This window comes from Pedococcus ginsenosidimutans (assembly GCF_039544395.1).
GTDB classification, from domain to species: Bacteria; Actinomycetota; Actinomycetes; order Actinomycetales; family Dermatophilaceae; genus Pedococcus; species Pedococcus ginsenosidimutans.
In genome coordinates, this window is record NZ_BAABLO010000012.1 from 104,883 (window position 1) to 131,605 (window position 26,723).

Below are 26,723 nucleotides of genomic sequence, written 5' to 3' on the forward strand. Positions count from 1 at the left end.
CGCACACCGGCCCGGCCGCAGGCCGAGGCCGGTCGCGGGGTCGGTCGGAGCCACTCGGCGCACCAACTACGATTGGCAGCGAAGCGCGTCCCCTGCGCTGCGCCCTGAACAGATCTGGAGTAGGTCCGCCATGTCCGCCGAGAGCACGACCGCCGAGAGCACCACCACCCAGCCCACCACCGGCACGTCCCGCGTCAAGCGCGGCATGGCCGAGATGCTCAAGGGCGGCGTCATCATGGACGTCGTCAACGCCGAGCAGGCCAAGATCGCCGAGGACGCCGGCGCCGTCGCCGTCATGGCGCTCGAGCGGGTCCCCGCCGACATCCGCGCCCAGGGCGGCGTCTCGCGCATGTCCGACCCCGACATGATCGACGGCATCATCGAGGCCGTCTCCATCCCCGTCATGGCCAAGGCCCGCATCGGCCACTTCGTCGAGGCGCAGGTGCTGCAGTCCCTCGGTGTCGACTACATCGACGAGTCCGAGGTCCTGACCCCGGCCGACTACGCCAACCACATCGACAAGTGGAACTTCACCGTCCCCTTCGTCTGCGGTGCGACCAACCTCGGCGAGGCCCTGCGCCGCATCACCGAGGGCGCGGCGATGATCCGCTCCAAGGGTGAGGCCGGCACGGGCGACGTCTCCAACGCGACGACCCACATGCGCCAGATCCGCCAGCAGATCCGCAAGCTCCAGAGCCTGCCCGAGGACGAGCTCTACGTCGCCGCCAAGGAGCTCCAGGCGCCGTACGAGCTGGTCAAGGAGGTCGCCGAGCTGGGCAAGCTCCCCGTGGTCCTGTTCACCGCCGGTGGCATCGCCACCCCGGCCGACGCCGCGATGATGATGCAGCTCGGCGCCGAGGGCGTCTTCGTGGGCTCGGGCATCTTCAAGTCGGGCAACCCCGCCCAGCGCGCCGAGGCGATCGTCAAGGCGACCACGTTCTTCGACGACCCCGACGTGATCGCCAAGGTCTCGCGCGGCCTCGGTGAGGCCATGGTCGGCATCAACGTCGACGAGATCCCCGAGCCGCACCGCCTCGCCGAGCGCGGCTGGTAGTCCCCGCGTGCGCCGGACGGCGGGGCCTCAGGCCCCGTCGTCGGGCAGCACCATGAGCAGCACCGGCAGGTGGTCGTCGGGCAGCCACGGCGGCCTCGACTCGCCGACCACCTGCCACCCCCGACGCTGGTAGAGCCGGACGGCGTTCGCCGTCTCCTGCACGACGTCGAGCACTGGGGTCAGCCCGCTCCCGCGGATGTACTCCACGACGGTGGTCAGCAGGGCGGACCCCACGCCCCGGCCGGCAGTCGCGTGGTCCACGAACAGGACCGACACCTCGGCGAGCTCGGACAACGGGCGACCGGTGCCGGCGCTCCACACCGTCGCCATGTCGCCGGGCTCGACGGTTGCGGCGGCGACGTGCCCGACGACCTCGTCGTCCACCTCGGCCACCCACGCCTGCAGCTGGGCAGGCCGGTGCAGGAACTCCTCGACGGGGATGGGCAGCGGCCAGCGCTGCGGGTACCCCGTGTACGCCTGCTGGGCTGCCAGCACCGCGGCCAGGGCTGGGAGGTCCTCGGGGCGTCGCGGCCGGATGCCCACCCCACGGGGTGCGCGTGGGTCGACGGTCATGCCCCCACGCTAGGGCGCACGTGGCCGCCCGTAGCATTCGGCCCGTGACCAAGCCGTCCCAGCCGACCATCGGGGTCCTCGCCGTCCAGGGTGACGTCCGCGAGCACCTGTACGCCGTCGAGCAGGCGGGTGCCCGCGGCACCACCGTGCGCCGTCCCCGGGAGCTCGAGGAGGTCGATGCGCTGATCATCCCCGGCGGTGAGTCGACCACCATGGACAAGCTCGTCCGTGCCTTCGACCTCTACGACCCGCTCCGCGCACGACTGGCCGCGGGCATGCCGGCGTACGGCTCGTGCGCGGGGATGATCATGCTCGCCGACCGGATCGCCGACGCCCGCCCGGACCAGCAGACGCTCGGGGGCATCGACATGACGGTGCGGCGCAACGCCTTCGGGCGACAGGTCGACTCCTTCGAGGAGGACCTGCACATCCGGGCCATCGGGGGCGCCCCGATGCGGGCGGTCTTCATCCGCGCCCCGTGGGTGGAGGAGGTCGGCGAGGGGGTCGAGGTCCTGGCCCGCGTCGAGGACGGCCCGGCCGCAGGTAGGATCGTCGCCGTTCGTCAGGGGTCGGTGATGGCCACCTCCTTCCACCCGGAAGTGACCGGTGACCACCGGTTCCACCAGTTGTTCGTCGAGATCGTGAGAGGCAAGGCATGAGCGGCCACAGCAAATGGGCGACCACCAAGCACAAGAAGGCCGCCATCGACGCCAAGCGCGGCAAGCTCTTCGCGAAGCTGATCAAGAACATCGAGGTCGCGGCGCGCACCGGCGGCGGTGACCCCACGGGCAACCCCACGCTCTACGACGCCATCCAGAAGGCCAAGAAGTCGTCGGTCCCCAACAACAACATCGACAACGCGGTCAAGCGCGGGTCGGGTGCGACCGCCGGTGGGTCCGACTGGGAGACCATCACGTACGAGGGCTACGCGCCCGGCGGCGTCGCCGTCCTCATCGAGTGCCTCACCGACAACCGCAACCGTGCCGCGGCCGAGGTGCGCACCGCGCTGACCCGCAACGGCGGCCAGCTCGCCGACCCCGGCTCGGTCTCGTACGTGTTCGACCGCAAGGGCGTCGTCGTCGTGCCCAAGGGCGACAAGACCGAGGACGACATCCTCGAGATCGTGCTCGAGGCGGGCGCCGACGAGGTCAATGACCTCGGCGACTCCTTCGAGATCATCTCCGAGGCCACCGACTTCGTCGCGGTCCGCAAGGCCGTCCAGGACGCCGGCATCGACTACGACTCGGCGGAGGCCTCCTGGGTGCCCAACCTCCAGGTGCCCCTCGACGCCGACGGCGCGCGCAAGATGATCCGCGTGATCGAGGCCCTCGAGGACTCCGACGACGTCCAGGACGTCTTCGCCAACGGCGACATCAGCGACGAGGTCCTCGCCGAGCTCGACGAGGACGACGAGTAGGACCACGGCGTCCGGCCGACGCCCCGCCCTCCCCGCGTGTTGCTGCGGGGGAGGCGGGGCGTCGCCCGTGTAGCGTTCACCGAACAGGTGTTCGGATGACGGCGGCGCGACAGCGGCCGCCAGGACGAGGGAGCAGCGCAGTGCGCGTACTCGGGGTCGACCCCGGACTCACCCGGTGCGGGCTCGGTGTGGTCGACAGCGGCCGCGGCCGCAAGCTCACCATGGTCGCGGTGGGTGTCGTCCGCACCCCCGGCGACCGCGACACGGGGGAGCGGCTCGCCTACCTCCAGGACCAGATGGACGCCTGGCTCGACCGGTTCGAGCCCGACGCGATCGCCCTCGAGCGGGTCTACGCCGCCGACCACGTCCCGACCGTGATGACCACCGCCCAGGCCTCGGCCCTTGCCCTGCTCGCCGCAGCCCGCCGGGGCCTGCCCCTGGTCACCCACACACCCACCGAGGTCAAGGCCGCCGTCACCGGCTCCGGCCGCGCCGACAAGGCGCAGGTGACCGCCATGGTGACGCGCATCCTCGAGCTCGAGGTCGCGCCCAAGCCCGCCGACGCCGCCGACGCCCTCGCCCTGGCCATCTGCCACCACTGGCGCGGCGGCGGCGACCAGCGCCTCGCCCTCGCGGCGGCCTCGGAGCGCGCGCGCCTCAAGGCGGTGGGTGCCCGGGCGCCGGGCACCGCACCCGGTACGGCGCGGACGTCGCGCCCGAGCGGGGCGGTGGCCCGGTGATCGCCTCGGTCCGCGGCAGCGTCCAGCACATCGGCCTCGACCGGGTCGTCGTCGAGGTCGGGGGAGTCGGGATGCTCCTGCACACCACGCCGGCGACGGCCTCGGCCCAGCACCTCGGACGGGAGGCGACCCTCGCGACGACGCTGGTGGTCCGCGAGGACTCGCTGACCCTCTACGGCTTCGCCTCCGACGAGGAGCGCGACATCTTCGAGCAGGTGCAGACGGTGTCCGGCGTCGGCCCCCGCCTCGCCCTGGCCATGCTGTCCGTCCTCGCCCCCGACCGGCTGCGTGCCGCGGTGACCGGCTCAGACCTCGCCACCCTCACCAAGGTGCCGGGCATCGGGAAGAAGGGCGCGGAGCGCATCGTGCTGGAGCTGCGAGACAAGATCGGCATGCCCTCGGGGGCAGCCGGCGCCACCCCGGCCGCCCCCACCACGGCCGGGCCGTCGTGGCGCGACCAGGTCACCGACGCCCTGACCGGCCTCGGCTACTCCGGCAAGCAGGCGGAGGACGCCGTGGCGGCGGTAGCGGCCTCCGCGCCGGCTGAGGCCAACGTCTCCGAGATGCTGCGCGCCGCCCTGCGCGAGCTCGGGCGGTAGGCGTGACCGGCGACGGCTTCAGCTCCGAGATGTACGAGGACTCCTCCCTCGACGCGACGGCACGCATCGTCGACCCGGCCGGCGACACCGACGAGCGCACGGTCGAGATGGCGCTGCGACCGCGCCGGCTCAGCGAGTTCTCGGGGCAGTCGAGGGTGCGCGACCAGCTGTCCCTGGTGCTCGAGGCCGCCCGCCGCCGCGGCACCCCGCCCGACCACGTCCTGCTCTCGGGGCCGCCCGGCCTGGGCAAGACGACCCTGGCGATGCTCATCGGCACCGAGCTCGAGCGACCGATCCGCATCACCAGCGGGCCCGCGATCCAGCACGCGGGCGACCTCGCAGCCGTGCTCTCGTCCCTCACCGAGGGTGAGGTGCTGTTCCTCGACGAGATCCACCGGATGTCCCGCTCGGCCGAGGAGATGCTCTACCTCGCGATGGAGGACTTCCGCGTCGACGTCATCGTCGGCAAGGGCCCCGGCGCCACCGCCATCCCGCTGGAGCTCGCACCGTTCACCGTCGTCGGGGCCACGACGCGCGCCGGCCTGCTGCCCGCGCCGCTGCGTGACCGGTTCGGCTTCACCGGCCACCTCGATTTCTACGCGACCGACGACCTCGTGACGATCCTGCACCGCTCCGCCCGGCTCCTCGACGTCGCCGCAGACCCCGACGGCATCACCGAGATCGCCCGCCGCTCCCGGGGCACACCCCGCATCGCCAACCGGCTGCTCCGCCGGGTCCGCGACTGGGCACAGGTCCACGGTCGCCACGTGGTCGACGAGGCCGCCGCCCACGCCGCGCTGGCCCTGTTCGACGTCGACGACCGCGGGCTCGACCGCCTCGACCGCGCGGTCCTCGACGCGCTCTGCCGCCGGTTCGGCGGGGGACCGGTCGGGCTGTCCACGCTCGCGGTGGCGGTGGGTGAGGAGGCCGACACGGTGGAGACGGTGGCCGAGCCGTTCCTCGTGCGCGAGGGCTTCATGGTGCGCACGCCCCGCGGCCGCGCGGCGAGCGCGCTGGCCTGGGAGCACCTCGGACTGACACCCCCGGCCGGCCAGGACCGCCAGCCCGCGCTGCCGCTGGACACCGGTGAGGGCCGCTTCGGCGCCTGATCCGCCACTCCCGGTGGCCTCACGGGCGTTGCCCGGGGTGCACGCAGAATGGTCACAATTGGAACGCGGTCGCGGTGGGGCACGTTGGTCGGTATGCCGTGTGTCACCTACACTCGGGCGGTCACCCGGCCGGTGCTGGGGACTTGTGCGTGCCCGTGATGCGGCTGCGCGCACCACCAGCCAATCGTGAAGGGATGCTCCATGTCGAGTGGCGGCTCACCCACAGCCAGCCTGCTGATCTTCGCCCTGCCCGTGCTGCTCATCGTGTTCATGGTGTTCAGCCAGCGTCGGCGCCAGCGCGAGGTGCAGTCCCTGCAGGCGGGGCTCACGGTCGGCGACGAGGTCTGCACGACCTCGGGCCTCTTCGGCAAGGTCACCTCGATCGAGGACCAGGTCGTCACCCTCGAGGTGGCCCCCGGCGTCGTGCTCCGCTTCGACCGCCGCGCGATCGGCCTCAAGACCCCACCGCCCGCTTCCTCCACGACGGCGTCAGACCAGCCGTCCGGTCCCGTCAGCCCCGAGTAGAGGTCACCCCACGTGGCAATCAACCCGTACAACCGCAAGCCGCTGAAGGTCCTCGCGGCCCTCGCGGCCGTGAGCATCGGCCTCTACGGCCTGCTCTTCGCCGCCGTGACCTGGGGCGACGCCCAGTTCAAGCCGAAGCTCGGCCTCGACCTCGCCGGTGGCACCCAGCTCGTGCTGGCCCCGCGCCTGGTCGGCAACGCCAAGGTCTCCAGCGACCAGCTCAACCAGGCCCGCGACATCATCGTCCAGCGTGTCGACGCCAACGGCGTCGCCGGTGCCGAGGTGACCACGAGCGGTGGCCGCAACATCGTCGTGAGCATGCCCGGCACCCCGCCCAAGGCCACCGAGGACGCCATCCGCCGCTCCTCGCAGATGCAGTTCCGTCCGGTCCTCGCGGCCGCCCCCGGCACCAACCAGCCGGTCCCGACCGGAACGTCCACGACGGGTGGCACCGCGACCGGTACCCCGACGGGCAAGGCCACGGGCACGGCCACCAAGCCGGCGGTCCCCACCGCCACCGGTGCCGCCACCACGACCAAGGCCGGCAGTGCCCTGCCCGGCGCCTTCGTCCGCGCGACCACGACTCCCGCCACCGGTGCGAGCACGACGCCCGCGCCGACGGCCACCACCGGGGCCGTCACCCCCACGACCCCGGCCACGGGCGGCACCGCCACACCGAAGGACGCCAGCGACCTCGCGCAGATCACCCCGCAGCTGACGGCCGCTTTCCAGCAGCTCGACTGCTCCAAGGACGGCGTGCTCGACGGGATCGTCGACGACCCGGCCAAGCCGCTGGTGACCTGCTCCGACACCGGTGCCGAGAAGTACATCCTCGGCCCGGTCGAGGTGCGTGGCGACCAGATCAAGGACGCGGTCGCCGGCTACCAGCCGCTGTCCAACGGCCAGCCGTCCAACATCGTCGAGATCCGCCTGTCGTTCAACAGCAGCGGCACCAAGGCCTTCGGCAACGTCACCAAGCGACTGGTCAACCTCGAGGACCCGCGCAACCGCTTCGCCGTGACCCTGGACTCCCAGGTCCTCACCGCGCCGACCGCGCAGGCGGCCATCCTCGACGGCCAGGCCAGCATCACCGGCAGCTTCACCATCCAGAGCGCCCGCGACCTCGCCAACCAGCTCAAGTTCGGTGCGCTCCCGCTGTCGTTCGACCTGCAGACGCGTGACGAGATCAGCCCGACCCTCGGCAGCGAGCAGCTCCAGATGGGCCTGGTGGCCGGTGTCATCGGCTTCGCCCTGGTGTTCCTGTACTCCCTCGGGCAGTACCGCGCGCTGGGCCTGGTGACCGTCGCCTCCATCATCATCGCGGCGCTGCTGACCTACGTCTCCATCGCGCTGCTGGGCTGGTCGCAGAACTTCCGCCTCGACATGGCGGGGGTGACCGGCCTCATCGTGGCCATCGGTGTCACCGCCGACTCGTTCATCGTCTACTTCGAACGCATCCGTGACGAGGTCCGCGAGGGCCGACCGCTGCGCGCCGCGGTCGACACCGGCTGGCGCCGCGCCCGGCGCACGATCCTGGCCGCCGACGGCGTCAACTTCCTCGCCGCGTTCGTCCTCTACCTGCTGGCCTCCTCCAACGTCCGCGGCTTCGCGTTCACGCTGGGCCTGACCACGCTCATCGACCTGCTGGTCGTCGTGCTGTTCACCCACCCGGTCGTGGCGCTGCTGTCGAGCACCAAGTTCTTCGGCGGTGGCCACCGCTGGTCCGGCCTGGACCCCCAGCGCCTGGGGGCCAAGGCGAACAGGGCCCGGTATGCCGGGCGCGGACGGGTCGCGATGCCTGCGCCCGCCTCCGCCACGAGTGACGGGAGCGCGCTGTGATCAACTTCGCCGCACTGGGCAACGACCTCTACACCGGCAAGCGCTCGATCGACTTCGTCGGCCGCTACAAGCGCTGGTACCTGCTGTCGGGCATCTTCATCCTCCTCGCGACCCTCGGCCTGGTCTTCCAGGGGCTCAACCTGAGCCTGGAGTTCTCCGGTGGCTCGGAGTTCCGGGTCTCCAAGGTGACCGTCAGCGACACCTACGAGCAGACGGCCAAGGACGCGGTGACCTCGGTCGCCCCGGCGGCCGCCCCCGAGGTGACCACCATCGGGTCGAGCACCGTCCGCGTGCAGACCGAAAAGCTCAGCGACGCCCAGATCCGCGACGTGCAGTCGTCGCTGGCCAAGGCGTTCGGCACCACCGCCGGTGACGTCTCCGCCTCCTTCGTCGGCCCCTCGTGGGGTGCGTCGGTCAGCCAGAAGGCGCTGCAGGCCCTCGCCGTCTTCCTCGCGCTGGTCGCGGCGGTCATGGCCATCTACTTCCGCACCTGGAAGATGGCCGTCGCCGGCCTCGCCGCGCTGATCCACGACCTGTTCATCACGGTCGGCATCTACGCCCTCGCCGGCTTCGAGGTGTCGCCGGCCACGATGATCGGGTTCCTCACGATCCTCGGCTACTCGCTCTACGACACCGTCGTCGTGTTCGACAAGGTGCGTGAGAACACCCACGAGGCGCGCGGCAACGGCCGCATGTCCTACGCGCAGGCGGCCAACCTCGCGGTCAACCAGACGCTGGTCCGGTCCATCAACACCACGGTGGTGGCGCTGCTGCCCATCGCGTCGATCCTCGTGATCGGGTTCCTGTTCTTGGGCCCGGGCACCCTGCTCGACCTGGCGCTGGCGCTGTTCGTCGGCATCGCGGTCGGCGCCTACTCCTCGATCTTCATCGCCACGCCCCTGCTCGTGCACATGCGCGACAAGGAGCCGGAGATGGTGGAGCTGGCCAAGAAGGCCCACCGCTACCAGGCCCGCCACGGCGGCAAGGTCCTCGCCTCCGACGCCGCTCCCGTCGAGCACGGCCGCGACGACGAGCAGCCCGCGGACGCCGCTTCGCTGGAGTCCGCCGGGGTCGGCGCCTCCGCGCCGGGCGTCGTGAGGGGCACCCACAAGTACGCCACGTCCGGCCCGCGCAACCAGCCGCGCAGGCCCCCGAAGTCGCGGCGCTGACGTGACGCAGGCGCTGCCCGGCACCCTCGTCGAGCTCCTCGAGAGCCGGCTGCGGGACATCCCCGACTTCCCGAGCCCGGGGGTGGTGTTCAAGGACGTCACCCCCCTGCTCGCCGACGGTGAGGCCTTCGGTGCGGTCGTCGCCGACATGGCCGACCGCCGCCGGGGGACCATCGACCTGGTCGTCGGCATCGAGGCGCGGGGCTTCATCTTCGGCGCAGCGCTGGCCCAGCAGCTGGGGATCGGCTTCGTGCCGGTGCGCAAGGCGGGCAAGCTCCCGGGCCGCACCCGCGGGGTCTCCTACGACCTGGAGTACGGCAGCGCGACCATCGAGATCCACGAGGACTCCTTCATCGGAGGGGAGCGGGTGCTCGTCGTGGACGACGTCCTCGCGACGGGCGGGACGGCCGAGGCCGCCTGCCGTCTGCTCGAGGACGGGGGCGCCGAGGTGGTGGCCTTCGAGGCGCCGATCGAGCTCGAGTTCCTCCACGGCCGCGACCGTCTCCAGGGCCGTGACGTGCACACCACGCTGGTCGTCCGGGGCGGCTGATCCGCACCCCCGGGATCACGTAGGCTCAGACCATGAGTGAGGACGTCGTCACCGGCACGGTGGGGCAGAGCGCGTCCTCCTCCAGCCGGGTCCGCGCCCGGCTCGCCCGCTTCGGCAGCCGCGGTGCGCCGACCAACCCGGTGCTCGAGCCGCTGCTGCAGACCGTTCGCGCCACCCACCCCAAGGCCGACCTCACGGTCATCGAGCGTGCCTACGTCGTGGCGGAGGAGGCCCACCGGGGCCAGAAGCGCAAGTCCGGGGACGCGTACATCACGCACCCGCTGGCCGTCACGACCATCCTCGCCGAGCTCGGCATGACGCCGGCGACGCTGGCTGCGGCGCTGCTGCACGACACCGTCGAGGACACCGCCTACAGCCTCAGCCAGCTCGAGAAGGACTTCGGGCGCGAGGTGGCCATGCTGGTCGACGGCGTCACCAAGCTCGACAAGGTGACCTACGGCGACGCCGCCCAGGCCGAGACCGTCCGCAAGATGGTCGTGGCCATGGCCCGCGACATCCGGGTCCTGGTCATCAAGCTCGCCGACCGGCTCCACAACGCCCGCACCTGGCGCTACGTCTCCGTCGAGTCGGCCCAGCGCAAGGCCCGCGAGACCCTCGAGATCTACGCGCCGCTGGCCCACCGGCTCGGCATGAACACCATCAAGTGGGAGCTGGAGGACCTGTCCTTCGCGACGCTCTACCCCAAGGTGTACGACGAGATCGTCCGGCTGGTGGCCGAGCGGGCACCCGCGCGCGAGGAGTTCCTCTCCGGCGTGCGCGAGCAGGTCAGCGAGGACCTCAAGGCGGCCAAGATCAAGGCCACGGTCACCGGCCGCCCGAAGCACTACTACTCCGTCTACCAGAAGATGATCGTGCGCGGCCGCGACTTCGAGGACATCTACGACCTCGTCGCGGTGCGGGTGCTCGTCGACTCGGTGCGCGACTGCTACGCGGCCCTCGGTGCGCTGCACGCGCGGTGGAACCCCCTACCCGGGCGGTTCAAGGACTACATCGCGATGCCGAAGTTCAACATGTACCAGTCGCTGCACACGACGGTGATCGGGCCCGAGGGCAAGGCCGTCGAGATCCAGATCCGCACGCACACCATGCACCGCCGCGCGGAGTACGGCGTCGCGGCGCACTGGAAGTACAAGGAGGACGGCACCGCGCCGGCCGCGGGGGCCAAGGACGGCGAGACCGGCCCCATCAACGACATGGCGTGGCTGCGCCAGCTGCTCGACTGGCAGAAGGAGACCGCCGACCCCGGCGAGTTCCTCGACTCCCTGCGCTTCGAGATCAACGCCCGCGAGGTCTACGTCTTCACCCCCAAGGGCGAGGTCGTGGCCCTGCCCGCGGGCGCGACCCCGGTGGACTTCGCCTACGCCGTGCACACCGAGGTCGGCCACCACTGCATCGGCGGGCGCGTCAACGGCCGGCTCGTCCCCCTGGAGTCGACGCTCGAGAACGGCGACGTCGTCGAGGTCCTCACCTCGAAGGCCGACGGCGCCGGGCCGTCCCGCGACTGGCTGACGTTCGTCAAGTCGCCGCGGGCCCGCAACAAGATCAAGCAGTGGTTCTCGAAGGAACGCCGCGAGGAGGCCATCGAGACCGGCAAGGACGCCATCGCCAAGGCGATGCGCAAGGAGGGCCTGCCGCTGCAGCGGCTGCTCACGGTGGAGACCCTCACCGGGCTCGCCTCCGAGCTGCGCTACCAGGACATCGACGCGCTGTACGCCGCCGTCGGCGAGGGCCACGTCTCCGCCCAGCACGTGGTGGGCCGGCTCGTCGTCTCCCTCGGTGGCGAGGAGGGTGCGTCGGAGGACCTGGCCGAGGCCACCACCCCGACCCGCTCCATGCGCCGCCGTTCCGGCGACCCGGGTGTCGTCGTGGTCGGCACCGCGGACGTCTGGGTCAAGCTGGCCAGGTGCTGCACGCCCGTGCCGGGCGACCCCATCATGGGCTTCATCACCCGCGGCAACGGCGTCTCCGTGCACCGCACCGACTGCACCAACGCGGAGTCCCTGCTCTCGCAGCCCGACCGGATGATCGAGGTCGAGTGGGCACCGTCGTCGGCCTCGGTCTTCCTGGTGCAGCTCCAGGTCGAGGCGCTCGACCGCAACCGGCTGCTGTCCGACGTCACCCGCGTGCTGTCCGACCAGCACGTCAACATCCTGTCCGCGTCCGTCCAGACCTCCCGCGACCGCGTGGCCATCAGCAAGTTCACGTTCGAGATGGGCGACCCGAGCCACCTCGAGCACGTGATGAAGGCCGTCCGCAAGATCGACGGCGTCTTCGACGTCTACCGCATCACGGGCACCAAGGCGACGGCCGCCAAGGCCTGACCCGCCCGTCGGTGACGCTGGCGGGTGGGCTCGCGCCGCTGCCTACCCGAGCGCCAGGAGCGCCCCGGCCACCGTGACGAGGGCGCCGGCGGCTCGGACCCGGTCCGCACGGAGCAGGAAGCGTATGGCGCCGTCGGTCCTGCCCTCGCGGCCGAGGCGGGCGTGGGTCGGCGCCGCGGCGAGGGCCGTCGTCCCGAAGGTGATGACGGTCCCGAGGACGGCGAGGAGGAGCCAGGCGCTGCGCGGTGTCGTGGCCAGCGACCACCCGAGCGTGGTGAGCAGGGCGGCGTAGGTGAGGACCACGAGGGGCACGATGGACCGGCTGTGGGCGTCGTGCGCCGCCGGCCAGTCGTCGGCGGGCACGCGGGCCAGCGCGGGGTACACGAGCACGGTCACGGTGAGCTGGAACCCCAGGTGCAGGGTCGAGGCCGCGAGCAGCGCCGCCCCGGCAGTCCCGACCATGTCAGCCGCGCGGGTGCAGCCGCATGAGGTCCGCGACCTCGCCCGGACCCGCAGTGCCCTCGGCGCGCAGGCCCTCGACCACGCCTGCACGGTCGGCCTCCGACCGGTTCTGGCTCAGCTTGGCCTTCGCCTCGACGCGTTCGACCACGAGCTCGACCCCGACGATCCCGCGCAGCTGCCCCTCGACGTACGCCGCAGGGGCGTCCGTGACCGCCCACGGCGCCTCGCGCCCGCCCTCGTGGGAGCTGGTGAGGTCGCTGACCAGGTCGCGCAGCCACTCCACGTCGTCGTGCACCCGGACCCGACCGGTGAGGTGGACGGTCGTGTAGTTCCACGTCGGCACGACCCGCCCGTGCTCCGCCTTGGAGGCGTACCAGGAGGGGGAGACGTAGGCCTGTGGCCCCGTCACGACGAGGAGCGCGGGGGAGTCCTCGTCGACGAGCTGCCAGTGCGGGTTGGCGCGCGCCAGGTGCGCCCTGACCCGGTCACCGCTCCAGAGCACGGGCAGCAGCGTCGCCACAGGGTAGCCGTCGGGGCCGACCGTGACCAGCTCTCCGGCGCCCGCGTCGGCCACCATCCGACGGGCGACGTCCTCGTCGTCGACCCGGTTGAACGCCGGCGCGTACATCCGGGGACCGGTCAGCCGCTGAACTCGTCGAGGTTGCCCCGGGCCTGGGCGAGCCACAGCTCCTGCGCCTCGAGCTTGGACCGGGCGTCCTGGAGCTTCTTGTCGTTGCCCGAGGCCTGTGCCTTCTCGACGTCGGCGCGCAGGGCAGCGACCGAGGACTCGAGCTGGTCGACCATGCTCTGGGCGCGGGCAGCCACCTCGGGGTTGGTCTTCTGCCAGCGCTTGTCGTCGGCGTCCCGCACGGCCTGCTCGATGCGGCGCATCGCCTTCTCCATGCGGTCGACGTCGCCGCGAGGGACCTTGCCGGCCGCGTCCCAGCGGTCCTGGATGCCGCGCAGGGCCGTCTTGGCCGCGTCGAGGTCGGTGACGGGCAGGATGGCCTCGGCCTCCTTGAGGATCTCCTCCTTGACGGCGAGGTTCCCCCGGAACTCCTCGTCCTCCTTGGCCGCCTCGGCGTCCTTGGCGGTGAAGAAGGCGTCCTGGGCGGCCTTGAAGCGCTCCCACAGCGCGTCGTCGTCCGAGCGCGAGGCCCGGCCGGCCTGGCGCCAGCGGTCCATGAGGCGCTTGAAGGCTCCCGCGGTGGCGCCCCAGTCGGTGCTGGTGGCGAGGGACTCGGCCTCGGCGACGAGCGCCTGCTTGGCGGCCTTGGCCTCGCCCTGGGTGGTCTCGAGCTGGGCGAAGTGGACGCGGCGGGCCTTGTCGAAGGAGTTGCGGGCCTGGCTGAACCGCTGCCACAGGGCGCCCTCGGTCTCGCGGTCGAGGCGGGCACCGCTGCGCTGGTGCTTCTTCCACTCCTCGAGCAGCTCGCGCATCCGGGCGCCGCTCGTCTTCCACTGGATCTTGTTCTCGGGCTGGCCGGCGATCTTCTCGGCCTCGGCGACGATCGCCTCACGCTCGGCGGCGGCTGCGGCCCGGGCGGCGCTGCGCTCCGCGCCCTCGGCCTTCTTGCGCTCGTCCACCCCGGCCGCGATCTCGGCGATCTTGGCCTCGAGGGCGGCGAGGTCGCCCACGACGTTGGCCTCGGCAGCGTGCTCGCGGAGCTTGGCCAGCCCCTCGGCGGCGTCCTTGGCGGAGAGGTCGGTCGTGGCCAGGCGCTGCTGCAGCAGGTCGGCGGAGGCGAACAGCTCGTCGTACTTGCGGGCGAAGTAGTGCAGCGCCTCCTCGGGCGTGGCGCCGGGGTAGGCACCGACCTCGCGCTCACCGCCCTCGGCGCGCACGAACACGGTCCCGTCCTCGGCCACGCGCCCGAACGACTCCGCCGGCGGCCAGCTCGGCGGTGCTGCCGTCAGGGTCGGCAGGGGGTGGGCGACCTTGCGGACCGCCGCCGGCGAGGGCACGGGCGCAGGCTTGGGCACCGGTCGCGGCCTGGGGGTGGGAGCGGGCGCAGCCTCGGCGGCCGGAGTCTCGGGCTCGGCGGCCGGGGACTGCGCCTCGGGCTCGGCGGCCGGGGACTGCGCCTCGGGCTCGGTGGTGGGAGCCTCGGCGGCCGCAGTCTCGGGCTCAGGCTCGGCAGCGGGAACCTCGTCCTCGGCGACCGCGGCCTCGGCAGCTGCGGCCTCCGCCTCGGCAGCTGCGGCCTGGGGCTCGGCAGCTGCGGTCTCAGGTGTGGCTTCGGTCGGGGCGCCGTCCTGGGGCTCGGTGGGGTCTGCCGGGGGCGTCTGCTCGGTCACGTCAGGCCTTCTTCTCGGTCACAGCAACCTTGAGGATGCTGATGGGTGCAGCCGGGGCGCCATCGGTGGCACCACCACTCACACCTGCTGCGGCGATCTTCTCGACAATATCCATTCCACCGGTCACCGTGCCGAAGATGGAGTACCCCTCGGGCACGCTGCTGAGGTCGGTGTCCTTGTAGACGATGAAGAACTGGTCGGCATTGGACTTCGGGTCGCTGGTGCGCGCCATGGCCAGGGAGCCGGCGGGGTACTGCCCGTTCTTGGGGGCGTTCTCGATGCCGTAGGAGTAGCCCGGGCCGGTGCCCGTGCCGCCGAGCGGGTCGCCGCACTGGAGCACGTAGATGCCCTGCGTGGTGAGGCGGTGGCACGGGGCGTCGTTGAAGTAGCTGCTCCTGGCCAGGGCGACGAACGAGGCGACGGTCTGGGGCGCCTTGGCCCCGTCGAGCTGCAGGGTGATGTCACCGCAGTTCGTGGTCACGACCGCCGTGAACGTCTTGCCCGCGGCCGTGGCCTTGTCGGGGAGCCCCTGCGTCTTGATCGTGGTGGGCCGCTCGGGAGCTCGGGTGCACCCGGCCACGGACGCGGACGGCGTCGTCGACGGCGTGGCCGTGGTGCTCGGTGAGGCTGCGGGCGAGGTGTCACGGCCGAGCTTGGTGGCCAGGATGACGAAGGCCAGGACGACGACCAGCACCGCGGCGACGACGGCCACCGCCTGCCGGTTCCTGGCGGCGTCCCGCTGGCGCTGCGCCGCGCGGGCGTCCAGCTTTTCTTGGCGTCGGCGCGCCCTGGCTCGTTCCTGCTCCTTGGTCACGCGCGCCAGTCTAGGCAGGCCGCCCGGTCGCTAGGCTGCCGCCCGTGCTGACCGTCGCCTTTCCCGCTGCTGCCTTCGACACGAACTGCTACGTCCTGGCCCCGGCGGCGGGGGAGGAGTGCGTCATCGTCGACCCAGGGATCGGGGTCGAGGAGACGCTGCGTGCGGTGCTCACCGAGCACCGGCTGCGGCCGGCGGCAGTGCTCCTGACCCACGGGCACATCGACCACGTGTACTCGGTGACGCCGGTCTGCGGCGCCGACACCGCGGCGTACATCCACGAGGACGACCGCTACCGCCTCGTGGACCTGCTGTCGCACGCCAACCCGGGCCTGGTCGGGATGCTCGAGCAGCAGTTCGGCGCCAAGGCCACCTGGACCGACCCGACCAACGTCGTGGAGATCCGCGACCGGACGCGGCTCGACCTCGCCGGCCTGTCCTTCGACGTGCTGCACGCCCCGGGCCACACCGAGGGCTCGGTGGTGTTCGCCGTCGACGCCGTGCCGGACGGGGTCGCCGACCAGGTGGACGTCGACCGGACGGTCCTCAGCGGTGACGTGCTGTTCGCCGGGTCGATCGGCCGCACCGACCTGCCGGGCGGCGACGCCCGGGCGATGGACCGTTCCCTGCGCGAGGTCGTGCTGCCGCTCCCGGACACGACGCTGGTGCTGCCGGGGCACTACGGGGCGACGACCATGGAGCGGGAACGGGCCACCAACCCCTACCTGCAAGGATTGGGCGCGTGAAGATCACCCCGATCAGCGGATTCCCCGAGTACCTGCCCGCCGAGCGGATCGTCGAGCAGCACTTCCTCGACATCATCCGCGAGACCTTCGAGCTGCACGGGTTCCCGTCGATCGAGACCCGGGCGGTCGAGCCCGTCGACCGGCTCCTCGGCAAGGGCGGTGACGCCGACAAGGAGATCTACGGCGTGAGCCGCCTCGCCGGCGACGAGACCGCCGACGCCGAGCTCGGTCTGCACTTCGACCTCACCGTGCCGTTCGCCCGCTACGTCCTGGAGAACGCCGGCCACCTCGCCTTCCCGTTCCGTCGCCACCAGGTCCAGAAGGTGTGGCGTGGGGAGCGCCCGCAGGAGGGCCGCTACCGCGAGTTCACCCAGGCCGACATCGACGTCGTCGACGTGGGCGAGCTGGCGCCCCACTTCGAGGCCGAGCTCCCGCTCGTCATGGCCGAGGTGTTCTCCAGGCTGCCGATCGGGCAGATGGTCATCCAGGTCAACAACCGCAAGATCCCCGAGGGGTTCTACCTCGGCATCGGCGTGACCGACGTCATCGGGACGCTGCGCATCGTCGACAAGCTCGACAAGATCGGCCCCGCCAGGGTCGCCGACCTGCTCGTCGAGTCCGGGCTCACGCGCGAGCAGGCCGACCAGTGCCTGGCGCTGGCCGCGATCCGCACCGAGGACCTGTCCTTCGCCGACCGCGTGCGCGAGCTCGGGGTCAGCCACCCGGTCCTCGACGAGGGCCTGGATGCGCTTTCCCGCGTCATCAGCAGCGGCATGGCCAACGCGCCCGGTGCCCTGGTCGCCGACCTGCGCATCGCCCGCGGCCTCGACTACTACACCGGCACCGTCTACGAGACCCAGCTCGTGGGCCACGAGGCGTGGGGCTCGTTCTGCTCCGGCGGCCGTTACGACTCACTCGCCTCGGACGGGAAGACCACCTACCCGGGCGTCGGCATCTCCATCGGTGTCTCGCGGCTGCTCGGGCTGCTGCTCGGCCACCAGATGCTCCGGGCCAGCCGCTCGACGCCGGCCTGCGTGCTCGTCGCGGTCAACGACGAGGAGAGCCGCCCGACGTCGACGCGGGTCGCGACGGCGCTGCGCGCCCGCGGCATACCGTGCGAGGTCGCGCCCAAGCCGGCGAAGTTCGGCAAGCAGATCCGGTACGCCGAGCGGCGCGGCATCCCGTACGTCTGGTTCCCGGGAGCGGGCGTGGCCGCGGACGGTGCGGGGGACCGCCCCGGCGACCAGGTCAAGGACATCCGCTCCGGCGAGCAGGTCGACGCCGACGCCTCGACGTGGGCGCCACCCGCGGAGGACCTGCACCCCCAGATCCTGCGCTCGGAGGCCTGAACCATGGCTTCGGCAGGCACCGACGCTACCCAGTCGTTGACCGAGTCCCGCGCCAGCGGGGTCCAGCTGCACATCACCTCGCTCCCGGGCGGCCGCCTGGGGCAGCCGGCCCGTGACTTCGTCGACTGGCTGGCCGAGGCCGGGCAGTCGGTCTGGCAGGTGCTGCCGGTGTCCGTGCCCGACCAGCACCGCTCGCCCTACAAGTCGCCCTCGGCCTTCGCGGCGTCCGCAGCGCTCCTGGAGGAGCCGGACGCACCGGTGAGCCAGGCGGAGCTGGACGCGTTCGCCGAGCGCGAGGCCTACTGGGTCGACTCGTGGACGAGCTTCGGCGGCGACCTCGCCGACCAGGTCCGCTTCGACCGCGAGTGGTCGGCGCTGCGCGCCCACGCCCACGACCGCGGCATCCGCATCCTCGGCGACGTCCCGATCTACGTCGCCCCCGACGGCGCCGACGAGCGGGCGTGGCCGCAGTTCTTCCGCGACGACGCCGTGGCCGGCTGCCCGCCCGACGCGTACGCCGCCACCGGACAGCTGTGGGGCAACCCCCTGTACCGGTGGGACGTGCTCGCCGAGGACGGCTACCGCTGGTGGGTCGAGCGGCTGCGTCGCACGTTCGCGCTGTTCGACCTCGTCCGCGTCGACCACTTCCGGGGCTTCGCGGCGTACTGGGCGATCCCGGCCGACGACGAGACGGCGCTGGGCGGCAAGTGGGAGGCAGGACCCGGCCGGGCGGTGTTCGACGCGGCCCGGGAGGCGCTCGGCCCGCTGGCCGTCCTGGCGGAGGACCTCGGCGACATCGACCAGCCCGTCATCGACCTGCGCAAGGCGCTGGGCTTCCCCGGCATGGCGGTGCTGCAGTTCGGTTTCGAGCCGGCCTACGAGTACAACACCCACGATCTGGCGAACCTCGCCCCCGACCAGGTGGTCTACACCGGCACCCATGACAACGACACTGTCGTCGGCTGGTGGGCCGAGCTGCCCGAGCACCGTCGCGAGCTGGTCCGGGCGGCCTGGCGCGACCAGGGCGTCCACGCCCACGGTGACGACGAACCGGGCTGGGCCATGATCGAGCTGGCGCTCGGGACCCCCTGCGGCCTGGCGATGATGCAGGCCCAGGACGTCCTGGGGCTGGGTTCGGCGGCGCGGATGAACGCCCCCGGCATCGAGGGCGGCTGGTCCTGGCAGCTGGAGCCCCGTGCCCTCACCTCCGGGCACGCAGAGCGTCTCCTCGAGCTGACCGAGGCCTCAGGCCGCGGGCGGGTGCAGGCCTGAGTCGCGCAGCTCGAGCAGCGCCAGGGCCCTGATCGTCGACTCCTCACCACGGCGCCACGCCCCGGTGGGGTCGGGGGAGATGGCCGCGAGCTTGCGCATCGGCTGCCGCGCCATGGCGCGCAGGGCGAAGAGGTCGAGGTCCGCCGCCTGGTCGATGAAGCGCTGGGCGGCGGTGGCACGGCGTACGAAGCGCCCCCTGAGGAACAGCCAGACCAGGCCCACGATGAGGATGGGGACGAGCGCGGTCACCCACCCGAGCACGTTCGCCAGCCGGGTCACCCCGTCCACCAGGTCGGTGCCGGCGCTCTGGATGGTCGTCCCCGCCGTGCCCGCCTGGCGGAACGGTGCCGCGATGCGGTCGCCCACGAGCGGCACGTCGCGCACGGCGTCGCCGGCCCCGTTCATCTGCTCGCGGAACCCCGAGCCGGCGTCCTGCAGCGTGTGCCCCGGCGCGGCCAGCGCCATCGTCGCGTCGTGCACGACCCGTCCGACCCACGCCCAGGCGCACACCCACGCCACGACCCCGAGGTCGGCGAGGATCTGGAGCGTGCGTCGGCCCGGCAGGTCTGTGTAGAGCTTCATGCGACCTACACTCCCATCCGTGCCACCGACCAGCGCGATGGAGCGTGCCGTCCGCAGCTGGCTGGCCCACCTGGACGTGGAGCGGGGTGTCGCCGCCAACACGCTCACGTCCTACCGGCGCGACCTCGGTCGCTACACGGCGTACCTGACCGCGCGGGGGGTGCTGGAACCGGGGGACGTCACCCAGGCCCACGTCGCCGACTTCGTCGCCACCCTGCGCGAGGGCAGCGCCGACCACCCACCGCTCGCGGCCTCGTCCACCGCGCGGACCCTCGCGGCCGTGCGCGGGTTCCACCGGTTCCTGGCCCTCGAGGGCGAGGTCCGGACCGACCCGGCCGCCCCCGTGAGCCCGCCGAAGCCACCGGCACGGCTGCCGAAGGCCATCGCCGTCGACGAGGTCGAGCGGCTCCTCGAGGCGGCCAGCGTGGGCGACACCCCCGCCGCCCTGCGCGACCGGGCCCTGCTCGAGGTGCTGTACGGCGCCGGCGCGCGGATCTCCGAGGCCGTGGGCCTCGACGTCGACGACATCGACACCGGCGAGGGTGTCGTGCGCCTGTTCGGCAAGGGCAGCAAGGAACGGGTCGTCCCGCTCGGCTCCTATGCCACCGAGGCGGTCGGCGCCTACCTGGTCCGTGGGCGCCCCGCCTTCGCGACGAAGGGGAGGGGCACTCCCGCCGTCTTCCTCAACCAGCGCGGCGGGCGCCTGTCGAGGCAGTCGGCCTGGGCGGTCCTCAAGGCGGCAGCCGAACGTGCCGACCTCACCGGCCACGTGTCGCCGCACACCCTGCGGCACTCGTTCGCGACCCACCTGCTGGACGGCGGCGCGGACGTCCGCGTGGTGCAGGAGCTGCTCGGCCACGCGTCGGTCACCACGACCCAGATCTACACTCTGGTCACGGTGCAGAGGCTCCGCGAGGTCTATGCCCAGAGCCACCCCCGTGCCCGCTGATAGGGTCGTCCCGATCAGCGCGAGGCTGACCGTCGAACGCCAACTCACCGGGAGTGAAACGCCTGTGGAACCTGAGGTGACCACGCAGTCGCAACCGTCCGCCCAGGGCACCCCGGAGTCGTCCGCCAGCAGCACCGAGCGCGACCACGCGCGTCTGCCCGGCACGGAGGCGGTGGGCCCGGGCCTGCTCGGCCCGACCGGTCGCGCCATGCCGGACTTCCCCGACCCTGCCGCCCTGACCAGCCACGGGCCCGCCCGCATCATCGCCATGTGCAACCAGAAGGGCGGGGTCGGCAAGACGACCACGACCATCAACCTGGGTGCCGCCCTGGCCGAGGTGGGTCGCCGGGTGCTGCTCGTCGACTTCGACCCGCAGGGCGCGTTGTCCGTGGGGCTGGGCGTGCGCGCCAACGAGCTCGACGTCACCATCTACAACCTGCTGGTGGAGCGGGGTCACGACGTCCGTGACGTCATCCAGACCACCGCCACCCACAACCTCGACGTCATCCCCGCCAACATCGACCTGTCGGCCGCCGAGGTGCAGCTGGTGGGTGAGGTCGCCCGCGAGCAGATCCTCGCGCGGGTCCTGCGCCCGGTCATGGACGACTACGACGTCATCCTCATCGACTGCCAGCCCTCGCTCGGCCTGCTCACCGTCAACGCGCTGACGGCGGCGCACGGCGTCATCATCCCGCTGGAGTGCGAGTTCTTCGCCATGCGCGGTGTCGCCCTGCTCGTCGAGACCATCGACAAGATCACCGACCGCCTCAACCCGCGCCTGCAGGTCGACGGGATCCTCGCGACGATGTACGACTCGCGCACCCTGCACAGCAAGGAGGTCGTGCGCAGCGTCGTCGACCATTTCGGCGACCAGGTGTTCCACACGGTCATCAGCCGCACGGTGAAGTTCCCCGACGCCACGCTCGCCGCCGAGCCGATCACCACCTACGCCTCCACGCACGGCGCCGCCGCGTCGTACCGGCAGCTGGCCCGAGAGCTGATCGCCCGTGGTGGGGCGGCCTGACGAGGTGACCGAGGCGGCCACCGCCGTCGAGGGGCCGTCCGCGGGACAGGTCACCCCCGGCGGCGTCATCACCCGTCGCAGCGGCGGTGCCCCCTTCGAGGTGCACCTCGACGTGTTCTCCGGACCGTTCGACCTGCTGCTGGGGCTCATCAGCAAGCACAAGCTCGACATCACCGAGATCGCCCTGGCGAAGGTGACCGACGAGTTCATCGCGCACATCAAGGCGGCCCAGTCCGCAGACACCGAGTGGGACCTGGGGCAGGCCTCGGAGTTCCTCCTCATCGCCGCGACGCTGCTCGACATCAAGTCGGCGCGGCTCCTGCCGCAGACCGGTCCGCAGGACGAGGAGGACCTCGCCCTGATCGAGGCCCGCGATCTGCTGTTCGCGCGCCTGCTGCAGTACCGCGCCTTCAAGGACATCGCGTTCACCTTCGCCGAGCGGATGGCGACGGCCGGCCGCATGACCCCGCGCCAGGCCGGTATCGAGCCCCAGTTCGCCAAGCTGCTGCCCGAGCTCGTCATGGGCATCACGCCCGAGCAGCTCGCCATGGTCGCCGCCCGGGCGATGACCCCGAAGGTGCCGCCGACGGTGGGGCTCGAGCACCTGCACGCCCCCCAGGTCAGCGTCCGCGAGCAGGCAGGCATCATCGGCGGGCGCCTGCGCACCGAGCGCGTCTGCTCGTTCAGGTCGCTGGTGGCGGACGCCGACTCGACCCTGGTCATCGTCGCGCGCTTCCTCGCGCTGCTCGAGCTGTTCCGGGAGGCCGCGATCGCGTTCGAGCAGGCCGAGGCCCTCGGTGAGCTGACCGTCCGCTGGACCGGCACCGACGACGGTGACATCGAGGTCAGCGACGAGTTCGACGAGGGCGACACCGACGCCGAGCCCACCGGCGACCAGGAGGAGAGCACCACTGATGAGTGACGAGCAGCCAGCACCGGACGCCGAGGCGGTACCGGGCGCCGACGCCGCGGTCGAGGCGGTCGCCGAGGCGGTACCGGACGCCGACGCCGCGGTCGAGGCGGTCGCCGAGGAGCAGATCGCCTTCGACGTCAACGACTTCCCCGGCGGTGCCCGCGGCGCGATCGAGGCCGTGCTGATGGTCGTCGACGAGCCGGTCACCGAGATGGCCCTGGCCTCGGCGCTCGAGCTCCCCGTCGACGACGTCCGGGCCCACCTCGAGGGGCTCGAGGCGGAGTACGCCGCGCAGCAGCGGGGGTTCACCCTGCGGTCGGTGGCCGGCGGGTGGCGCGTCTACAGCCGCTCCGACTACGCGCCGGTCGTGGAGAAGTTCCTCCTCGACGGCCAGCAGGCCAAGCTGACCCAGGCCTCCCTGGAGACGCTGGCGGTCATCGCCTACCGCCAGCCGATCTCCCGGTCGCGGGTGTCCGCGGTGCGCGGCGTCAACGTCGACGGCGTCGTGCGGACCCTGGTCAACCGCGGCCTCATCGAGGAGCTCGGCACCGAGACCGAGGGCGGCGCCGTCCTCTACGGCACCACCGCCTACTTCCTCCAGCGTCTGGGGCTCGGCAGCCTCGACGACCTCCCGGCCCTCGCGCCGTACCTTCCCGAGATCGACGTGCTCGACGAGATAGCAGAACAGGGACGCGGATGACACCCCCACGCAGCAGAGACAGCGGAGCCGGATCGGGCCGAGGAGCCGGAGGTGGTCGCCCGGGAGGATCCGGGGCCGGTCGCCCGGGTGCCGGACGCTCCGGCGGCGGCCAGGGCGGCCGCGGCGGTGCCAGCGGTGCCGGCGGCAGGGGCGGTCGCCCCGGTCCGCGCGGCGGCGCGCAGGACCGTCCCGAGCGGCCCCAGCGCGGCAGCTCCGGCACGACCAAGCGCAGCCAGCCCACCCGGGTGCCACGCGAGCTGCCCGTGCCGACGGTGGACGTCCACGACCCCGACGGCGTGCGCCTGCAGAAGCTCCTCGCCGCGGCGGGTGTCGGCTCGCGGCGCGTGTGCGAGAACCTCATCAGCGAGGGCCGCGTCGAGGTCGACGGGCACGTCGTCACCGAGCTCGGTGTGCGCATCCGCCCCGACCAGACCGTGCACGTCGACGGCGTCAAGGTCCAGCTCGACGAGAGCCGCGTCTACTTCGCCTTCAACAAGCCGCTCGGTGTCGTCACGACGATGAACGACGAGCTCGGGCGGATCAGCATCGGTGACTACGTCGGCAACCGCAACGAGCGCCTGTTCCACGTCGGCCGGCTCGACGCGGACACCGAGGGGCTGCTGCTGCTCACCAACGACGGCGAGCTGGCCCACCGCCTGCAGCACCCCCAGTACGGCGTCCTCAAGACCTACCTGGCGCAGATCCCCGGCCCGGTGCCGCGCGACATCGGCAAGCAGCTGCGCGAGGGCGTGACCCTCGAGGACGGCCCGGCGTCGGTCGACTCGTTCCGGATCATCGACTCCCAGCCCGGCAAGGCGCTGGTCGAGGTGGTCCTGCACGAGGGGCGCAAGCACATCGTCCGACGGCTGCTCGAGGCCGTCGGCCACCCGGTGCTGTCACTCGTGCGCGTGCAGGTGGGCCCGATCCACCTCGGCGACACCAAGCCGGGGAAGATGCGCAAGCTCAACAAGGACGAGGTCGGCAAGCTCTACACCGCTGCTGGGCTCTAGGCACGTGGGACGCGGCTCGTCGGTAGCCTTCGCGTCGTGAACCCTCGCGTCCGGATCGTCGGCACCGGCCTCATCGGCACGAGCCTGGGCATCGCCCTGTCCCGCGCCGGGTACGCCGTGGTGCTGACCGACCCGTCGCCCACCGCCACTGCCCTGGCGCGCGACCTCGGTGCCGGGGCCGTGGCCTCCGCCGACGACCCCGCCCCCGACGTCGTGGTGGTGGCGGCCCCGCCGGACGTGGCCGGTCAGGTCGTCGCGCAGGAGCTCGGGCGCTGGCCGTCGGCCGTCGTGACCGACGTGGCCTCCGTGAAGGTGGCCGTCCTCGACCAGGTGCGTTCCCTCGGCGGGGACCTCACGCGGTACGTCGGGTCGCACCCCATGGCCGGTCGCGAGCGCTCCGGGGCGGTGGCGGCCCGCGGCGACCTGTTCGACGGCAGGGCCTGGGTCGTGGTGCCGAGCGACGAGTCGTCGCCGTTCGCCGTCGAGACGGTGCGGGCCCTCGCCGCAGCGGCGGGAGGCACGGTCAGCGTGATGAGCCCGCCCGACCACGACGCCGCCGTGGCCGCGGTGTCACACGTGCCCCAGCTCGCGTCCTCGCTGGTCGCCGGCCGGCTGCGTGAGCTGTCCGACCCCGCCGTGGCCCTGGCGGGACAGGGGATCCGTGACGTCACCCGGATCGCCGCCAGCGACCCCCAGCTCTGGACCCAGATCCTCGCCGGCAACGCCGGTGCGGTCCGTGCGGTCCTCGCCGAGGTGCACAGCGAGCTCGGCGAGGTCATCGCGGCTCTCGACACGCTGACCGACGGCGACGGGGTCGGCGCCCGGGAGGTCCTGGCCCGGGTGGTCTCCCGGGGCAACGCCGGCCACGCCCGCATCCCGGGCAAGCACGGTGCCGCGCCCACGGCGTACGCGACCGTCGTGGTGCTGGTGCCCGACGAGCCGGGCGAGCTCGCCCGGCTGCTGCACGACGTCGGCGACGCGGGTGTCAACCTCGAGGACCTGCACCTGGAGCACGGGCTGGGGCAGCCGTTCGGGCTGGCGGAGGTGTCCGTCCTGCCGGCGGTGGCGGAGCGGCTCGCCGACGAGCTCACGTCCCGCGGCTGGCGACTGCACGGCTGACGGGCGTCGCGGGACGGTCGGTGCTGCCCATAGGCTTGTCGCCCATGAGCAGTGAGCACCTCGTCGTGGCGATCGACGGGCCCTCGGGGTCCGGCAAGTCCAGCGTCTCGCGGGCGGTGGCCCGGCAGCTGGGCATCGGCTACCTCGACACCGGGGCCATGTACCGCGCCGTCACCTGGTGGTGCCTCGAGGAGGGGGTCGACCTCGACGACGAGGCTGCCGTCGAGCAGGCCTCCCGCCACATCCCGCTGGAGATGGGCACCGACCCCTCCCACGCGAGCGTGCTGGTCAGCGGTCGCGAGATCGAGGACGACATCCGCACGACCCGGGTCAGCGAGGTCGTCTCGAAGGTCGCGACCAACACCGGCGTCCGGCCGGTCCTGCAGCAGCTGCAGCGCGACCTCATCGACCGGATCGCCACGCAGACCGGGGGAGTGGTGGCCGAGGGCCGCGACATCACCACGGTCGTCGCCCCCGACGCCGACGTGCGGGTGCTCCTCACGGCCAGTGTCGAGGCGCGGCTGCGGCGCCGGTCCAAGGAGCTCCACGGCCACGACGCCGACCACGCCGTCGAGGCCACCCGGGACCAGATCGTGCGCCGTGACGCCGACGACTCCACCGTGTCGGAGTTCACCGAGGCCGCCGAGGGCGTGCACCTCGTCGACACCTCCGACCTCGACCTCGAGCAGAGCGTCGCCGCGGTCGTCGACGTCGTGCGCCGGGAGGCACCGGCCAAGGTCGGCGTGTGAGTGCGGCGCCCGCCAACCCGGCACCCGCGGCGTCGGCGGGGCCGGCGGTGCCGCCGCAGTGGAGGGTGCGCATCAACATCGTCGTCGGCCGCGTGCTCTTCGGCCTCTTCTACCGGGTCACCACCGTCGGCCGGGACCGCGTGCCGAAGGACGGCCCCGTGCTGTTCGTCGGCAACCACGTGGGCGTCCTCGACGGCCCCATGCTCCCCGCGCTGTCACCGCGGCCCACGAGCATGCTCGTCAAGCGGGAGCTGTTCACCGGGCTGCTGGGGTGGTTCCTGGCCTTCATCGGCCACATCCCCGTCACCCGCAACTCCGGTGACCGCAGCGCGCTGAGCGCGGCCGTGGCGATCCTCAGGGCAGGCGGTGCCGTCGGGATCTTCCCCGAGGGCACCCGCGGGCGCGGCGACGTCTCCGCGGTCCAGCAGGGCGCGGCCTGGCTGGCCCTGCAGGGTGGCGCGGTGGTGGTGCCGGTCGCGTTCCTCGGCACGCGGTCGACGGGCGCCTCCACCGGGTCGCTGCCGAGGCTCGGCACCCGCATGGTCGTCGAGTTCGGCCACCCCGTGCGGCTCGCCGCGGGCACCGACCTCACCGGTCGTGCCCGGCTGGCCACCGCCACGGGACAGCTGCGCGAGCTGCTGGCGACGCACGTGTCCGACGCCTCGGTGCGCCACCAGGTCGCCCTGCCCGAGGACGACGGCGTGGCCGGCCGGTCGTAGGCGGAGCACCGCTCGAAGTGGCGGTGTGGCACCGCGTGTCCGGGGCGCGCGCGAAAGTACGCGACAATGGGCGGTGGCCCCGCGTGACACCGCGCGCCGT

28 protein-coding genes are annotated in these 26,723 nt (G+C 72.4%); 22 read left to right on the forward strand and 6 right to left on the reverse strand.

All coding sequences use genetic code 11. The features are described from left to right. Positions 1-130: 130 nt before the first annotated feature. On the forward strand, positions 131-1,054 hold the full coding sequence (pdxS, locus tag ABEA42_RS15095; protein ID WP_345504626.1) for a pyridoxal 5'-phosphate synthase lyase subunit PdxS: 924 nt from the start codon (positions 131-133) through the stop codon (positions 1,052-1,054). A 27-nt stretch (positions 1,055-1,081) separates the two neighbouring features. On the opposite strand, the gene ABEA42_RS15100 is transcribed toward pdxS, so the two are convergent. Continuing rightward, a complete protein-coding gene (locus ABEA42_RS15100) occupies positions 1,082-1,627 on the reverse strand; it encodes a GNAT family N-acetyltransferase (protein WP_345504628.1) in 546 nt (181 codons plus the stop codon). A gap of 35 nt (positions 1,628-1,662) precedes the next feature. Here ABEA42_RS15100 and pdxT point away from each other — a divergent pair, with 35 nt between their 5' ends. The 10 genes from pdxT to ABEA42_RS15150 all read left to right on the forward strand — a co-directional run bounded on the left by pdxT (position 1,663) and on the right by ABEA42_RS15150 (position 11,917). Next, the gene (gene pdxT / locus ABEA42_RS15105; protein WP_345505036.1) at positions 1,663-2,286 is read left to right on the forward strand and encodes a pyridoxal 5'-phosphate synthase glutaminase subunit PdxT; all 624 of its coding nucleotides are present in this window, start codon (positions 1,663-1,665) and stop codon (positions 2,284-2,286) included. Continuing rightward, entirely contained in the window at positions 2,283-3,044 is a 762-nt protein-coding gene (locus ABEA42_RS15110; RefSeq protein WP_345504630.1) for a YebC/PmpR family DNA-binding transcriptional regulator, read from the forward strand. Before pdxT ends, ABEA42_RS15110 begins: the two co-directional genes overlap by 4 nt. Before the next feature lie 140 nt (positions 3,045-3,184). Then, positions 3,185-3,784: a crossover junction endodeoxyribonuclease RuvC gene (gene ruvC / locus ABEA42_RS15115; protein WP_345504632.1), complete on the forward strand. Its 600-nt coding sequence runs from the start codon at positions 3,185-3,187 to the stop codon at positions 3,782-3,784. Continuing rightward, the gene (gene ruvA, locus ABEA42_RS15120; RefSeq protein ID WP_345504633.1) at positions 3,781-4,383 is read left to right on the forward strand and encodes a Holliday junction branch migration protein RuvA; all 603 of its coding nucleotides are present in this window, start codon (positions 3,781-3,783) and stop codon (positions 4,381-4,383) included. The genes ruvC and ruvA overlap by 4 nt, the downstream gene beginning before the upstream one ends. A gap of 29 nt (positions 4,384-4,412) precedes the next feature. Then, entirely contained in the window at positions 4,413-5,492 is a 1,080-nt protein-coding gene (gene ruvB, locus ABEA42_RS15125; protein WP_345505037.1) for a Holliday junction branch migration DNA helicase RuvB, read from the forward strand. A gap of 201 nt (positions 5,493-5,693) precedes the next feature. Beyond that, on the forward strand, positions 5,694-6,017 hold the full coding sequence (gene yajC / locus ABEA42_RS15130; RefSeq protein WP_345504635.1) for a preprotein translocase subunit YajC: 324 nt from the start codon (positions 5,694-5,696) through the stop codon (positions 6,015-6,017). Positions 6,018-6,029: 12 nt separating this feature from the next. After that, positions 6,030-7,856, forward strand: coding sequence for a protein translocase subunit SecD (gene secD, locus ABEA42_RS15135; RefSeq protein ID WP_345504636.1), 1,827 nt, complete (start codon positions 6,030-6,032; stop codon positions 7,854-7,856). Beyond that, entirely contained in the window at positions 7,853-9,025 is a 1,173-nt protein-coding gene (gene secF / locus ABEA42_RS15140; RefSeq protein ID WP_345504637.1) for a protein translocase subunit SecF, read from the forward strand. The genes secD and secF overlap by 4 nt, the downstream gene beginning before the upstream one ends. Position 9,026: 1 nt before the next feature. Further along, positions 9,027-9,575 carry an adenine phosphoribosyltransferase gene (locus ABEA42_RS15145; RefSeq protein ID WP_345504638.1) on the forward strand — a complete coding sequence of 183 codons (549 nt, stop codon included), beginning with the start codon at positions 9,027-9,029 and terminating at the stop codon, positions 9,573-9,575. A 32-nt stretch (positions 9,576-9,607) separates the two neighbouring features. Next, complete coding sequence (locus tag ABEA42_RS15150; protein WP_345504639.1) at positions 9,608-11,917, forward strand: RelA/SpoT family protein; 2,310 nt, start codon at positions 9,608-9,610, stop codon at positions 11,915-11,917. Positions 11,918-11,959: 42 nt separating this feature from the next. Here the strand turns inward: ABEA42_RS15150 and ABEA42_RS15155 are convergent, their stop codons facing one another. Genes ABEA42_RS15155 through ABEA42_RS15170 form a run of 4 tightly spaced genes read right to left on the reverse strand, consistent with a single transcriptional unit; the run spans position 11,960 to position 15,491 of the window. Beyond that, complete coding sequence (locus ABEA42_RS15155) at positions 11,960-12,379, reverse strand: hypothetical protein (RefSeq protein WP_345504641.1); 420 nt, start codon at positions 12,377-12,379, stop codon at positions 11,960-11,962. 1 nt (position 12,380) lies between these two features. Beyond that, positions 12,381-13,007, reverse strand: a complete 627-nt coding sequence (locus ABEA42_RS15160; RefSeq protein WP_345504643.1) for an FMN-binding negative transcriptional regulator — start codon at positions 13,005-13,007, stop codon at positions 12,381-12,383. A gap of 11 nt (positions 13,008-13,018) precedes the next feature. Beyond that, positions 13,019-14,677 (reverse strand): DUF349 domain-containing protein, encoded by a 1,659-nt coding sequence (locus ABEA42_RS15165; protein ID WP_345504645.1) that lies wholly within the window; start codon positions 14,675-14,677, stop codon positions 13,019-13,021. Position 14,678: 1 nt separating this feature from the next. Continuing rightward, a complete protein-coding gene (locus ABEA42_RS15170; protein WP_345504647.1) occupies positions 14,679-15,491 on the reverse strand; it encodes a peptidylprolyl isomerase in 813 nt (270 codons plus the stop codon). Between the two features lie 44 nt (positions 15,492-15,535). Here ABEA42_RS15170 and ABEA42_RS15175 point away from each other — a divergent pair, with 44 nt between their 5' ends. Genes ABEA42_RS15175 through ABEA42_RS15185 form a run of 3 tightly spaced genes read left to right on the forward strand, consistent with a single transcriptional unit; the run spans position 15,536 to position 18,858 of the window. Beyond that, on the forward strand, positions 15,536-16,237 hold the full coding sequence (locus tag ABEA42_RS15175; RefSeq protein ID WP_345504648.1) for an MBL fold metallo-hydrolase: 702 nt from the start codon (positions 15,536-15,538) through the stop codon (positions 16,235-16,237). Continuing rightward, a complete protein-coding gene (hisS, locus tag ABEA42_RS15180; RefSeq protein ID WP_425572090.1) occupies positions 16,234-17,586 on the forward strand; it encodes a histidine--tRNA ligase in 1,353 nt (450 codons plus the stop codon). The genes ABEA42_RS15175 and hisS overlap by 4 nt, the downstream gene beginning before the upstream one ends. A gap of 3 nt (positions 17,587-17,589) precedes the next feature. Then, positions 17,590-18,858, forward strand: coding sequence for a 4-alpha-glucanotransferase (locus ABEA42_RS15185; protein ID WP_345504649.1), 1,269 nt, complete (start codon positions 17,590-17,592; stop codon positions 18,856-18,858). On the opposite strand, the gene ABEA42_RS15190 is transcribed toward ABEA42_RS15185, so the two are convergent. Further along, positions 18,832-19,440, reverse strand: coding sequence for a hypothetical protein (locus tag ABEA42_RS15190; RefSeq protein WP_345504650.1), 609 nt, complete (start codon positions 19,438-19,440; stop codon positions 18,832-18,834). The genes ABEA42_RS15185 and ABEA42_RS15190 overlap by 27 nt on opposite strands. On the opposite strand from ABEA42_RS15190, the gene xerD reads away from it, so the two are divergent. The 8 genes from xerD to ABEA42_RS15230 all read left to right on the forward strand — a co-directional run bounded on the left by xerD (position 19,439) and on the right by ABEA42_RS15230 (position 26,623). Then, on the forward strand, positions 19,439-20,389 hold the full coding sequence (gene xerD / locus ABEA42_RS15195) for a site-specific tyrosine recombinase XerD (protein ID WP_345504651.1): 951 nt from the start codon (positions 19,439-19,441) through the stop codon (positions 20,387-20,389). The two genes, ABEA42_RS15190 and xerD, sit on opposite strands and share 2 nt — an antisense overlap. A gap of 208 nt (positions 20,390-20,597) precedes the next feature. Next, positions 20,598-21,413, forward strand: a complete 816-nt coding sequence (locus ABEA42_RS15200; protein ID WP_345505039.1) for a ParA family protein — start codon at positions 20,598-20,600, stop codon at positions 21,411-21,413. A gap of 4 nt (positions 21,414-21,417) precedes the next feature. After that, on the forward strand, positions 21,418-22,335 hold the full coding sequence (locus ABEA42_RS15205) for a segregation and condensation protein A (RefSeq protein ID WP_345504652.1): 918 nt from the start codon (positions 21,418-21,420) through the stop codon (positions 22,333-22,335). Beyond that, positions 22,328-23,026 (forward strand): SMC-Scp complex subunit ScpB, encoded by a 699-nt coding sequence (gene scpB / locus ABEA42_RS15210; protein ID WP_345504654.1) that lies wholly within the window; start codon positions 22,328-22,330, stop codon positions 23,024-23,026. Before ABEA42_RS15205 ends, scpB begins: the two co-directional genes overlap by 8 nt. Continuing rightward, entirely contained in the window at positions 23,023-24,036 is a 1,014-nt protein-coding gene (locus ABEA42_RS15215) for a pseudouridine synthase (RefSeq protein WP_345504656.1), read from the forward strand. The genes scpB and ABEA42_RS15215 overlap by 4 nt, the downstream gene beginning before the upstream one ends. 36 nt (positions 24,037-24,072) lie before the next feature. Beyond that, positions 24,073-25,155 (forward strand): prephenate dehydrogenase, encoded by a 1,083-nt coding sequence (locus ABEA42_RS15220; RefSeq protein ID WP_345504657.1) that lies wholly within the window; start codon positions 24,073-24,075, stop codon positions 25,153-25,155. Positions 25,156-25,199: 44 nt separating this feature from the next. After that, positions 25,200-25,904 carry a (d)CMP kinase gene (gene cmk, locus ABEA42_RS15225; protein ID WP_345504659.1) on the forward strand — a complete coding sequence of 235 codons (705 nt, stop codon included), beginning with the start codon at positions 25,200-25,202 and terminating at the stop codon, positions 25,902-25,904. Beyond that, a complete protein-coding gene (locus ABEA42_RS15230; protein WP_345504660.1) occupies positions 25,901-26,623 on the forward strand; it encodes a lysophospholipid acyltransferase family protein in 723 nt (240 codons plus the stop codon). The genes cmk and ABEA42_RS15230 overlap by 4 nt, the downstream gene beginning before the upstream one ends. Positions 26,624-26,723 lie beyond the last annotated feature (100 nt).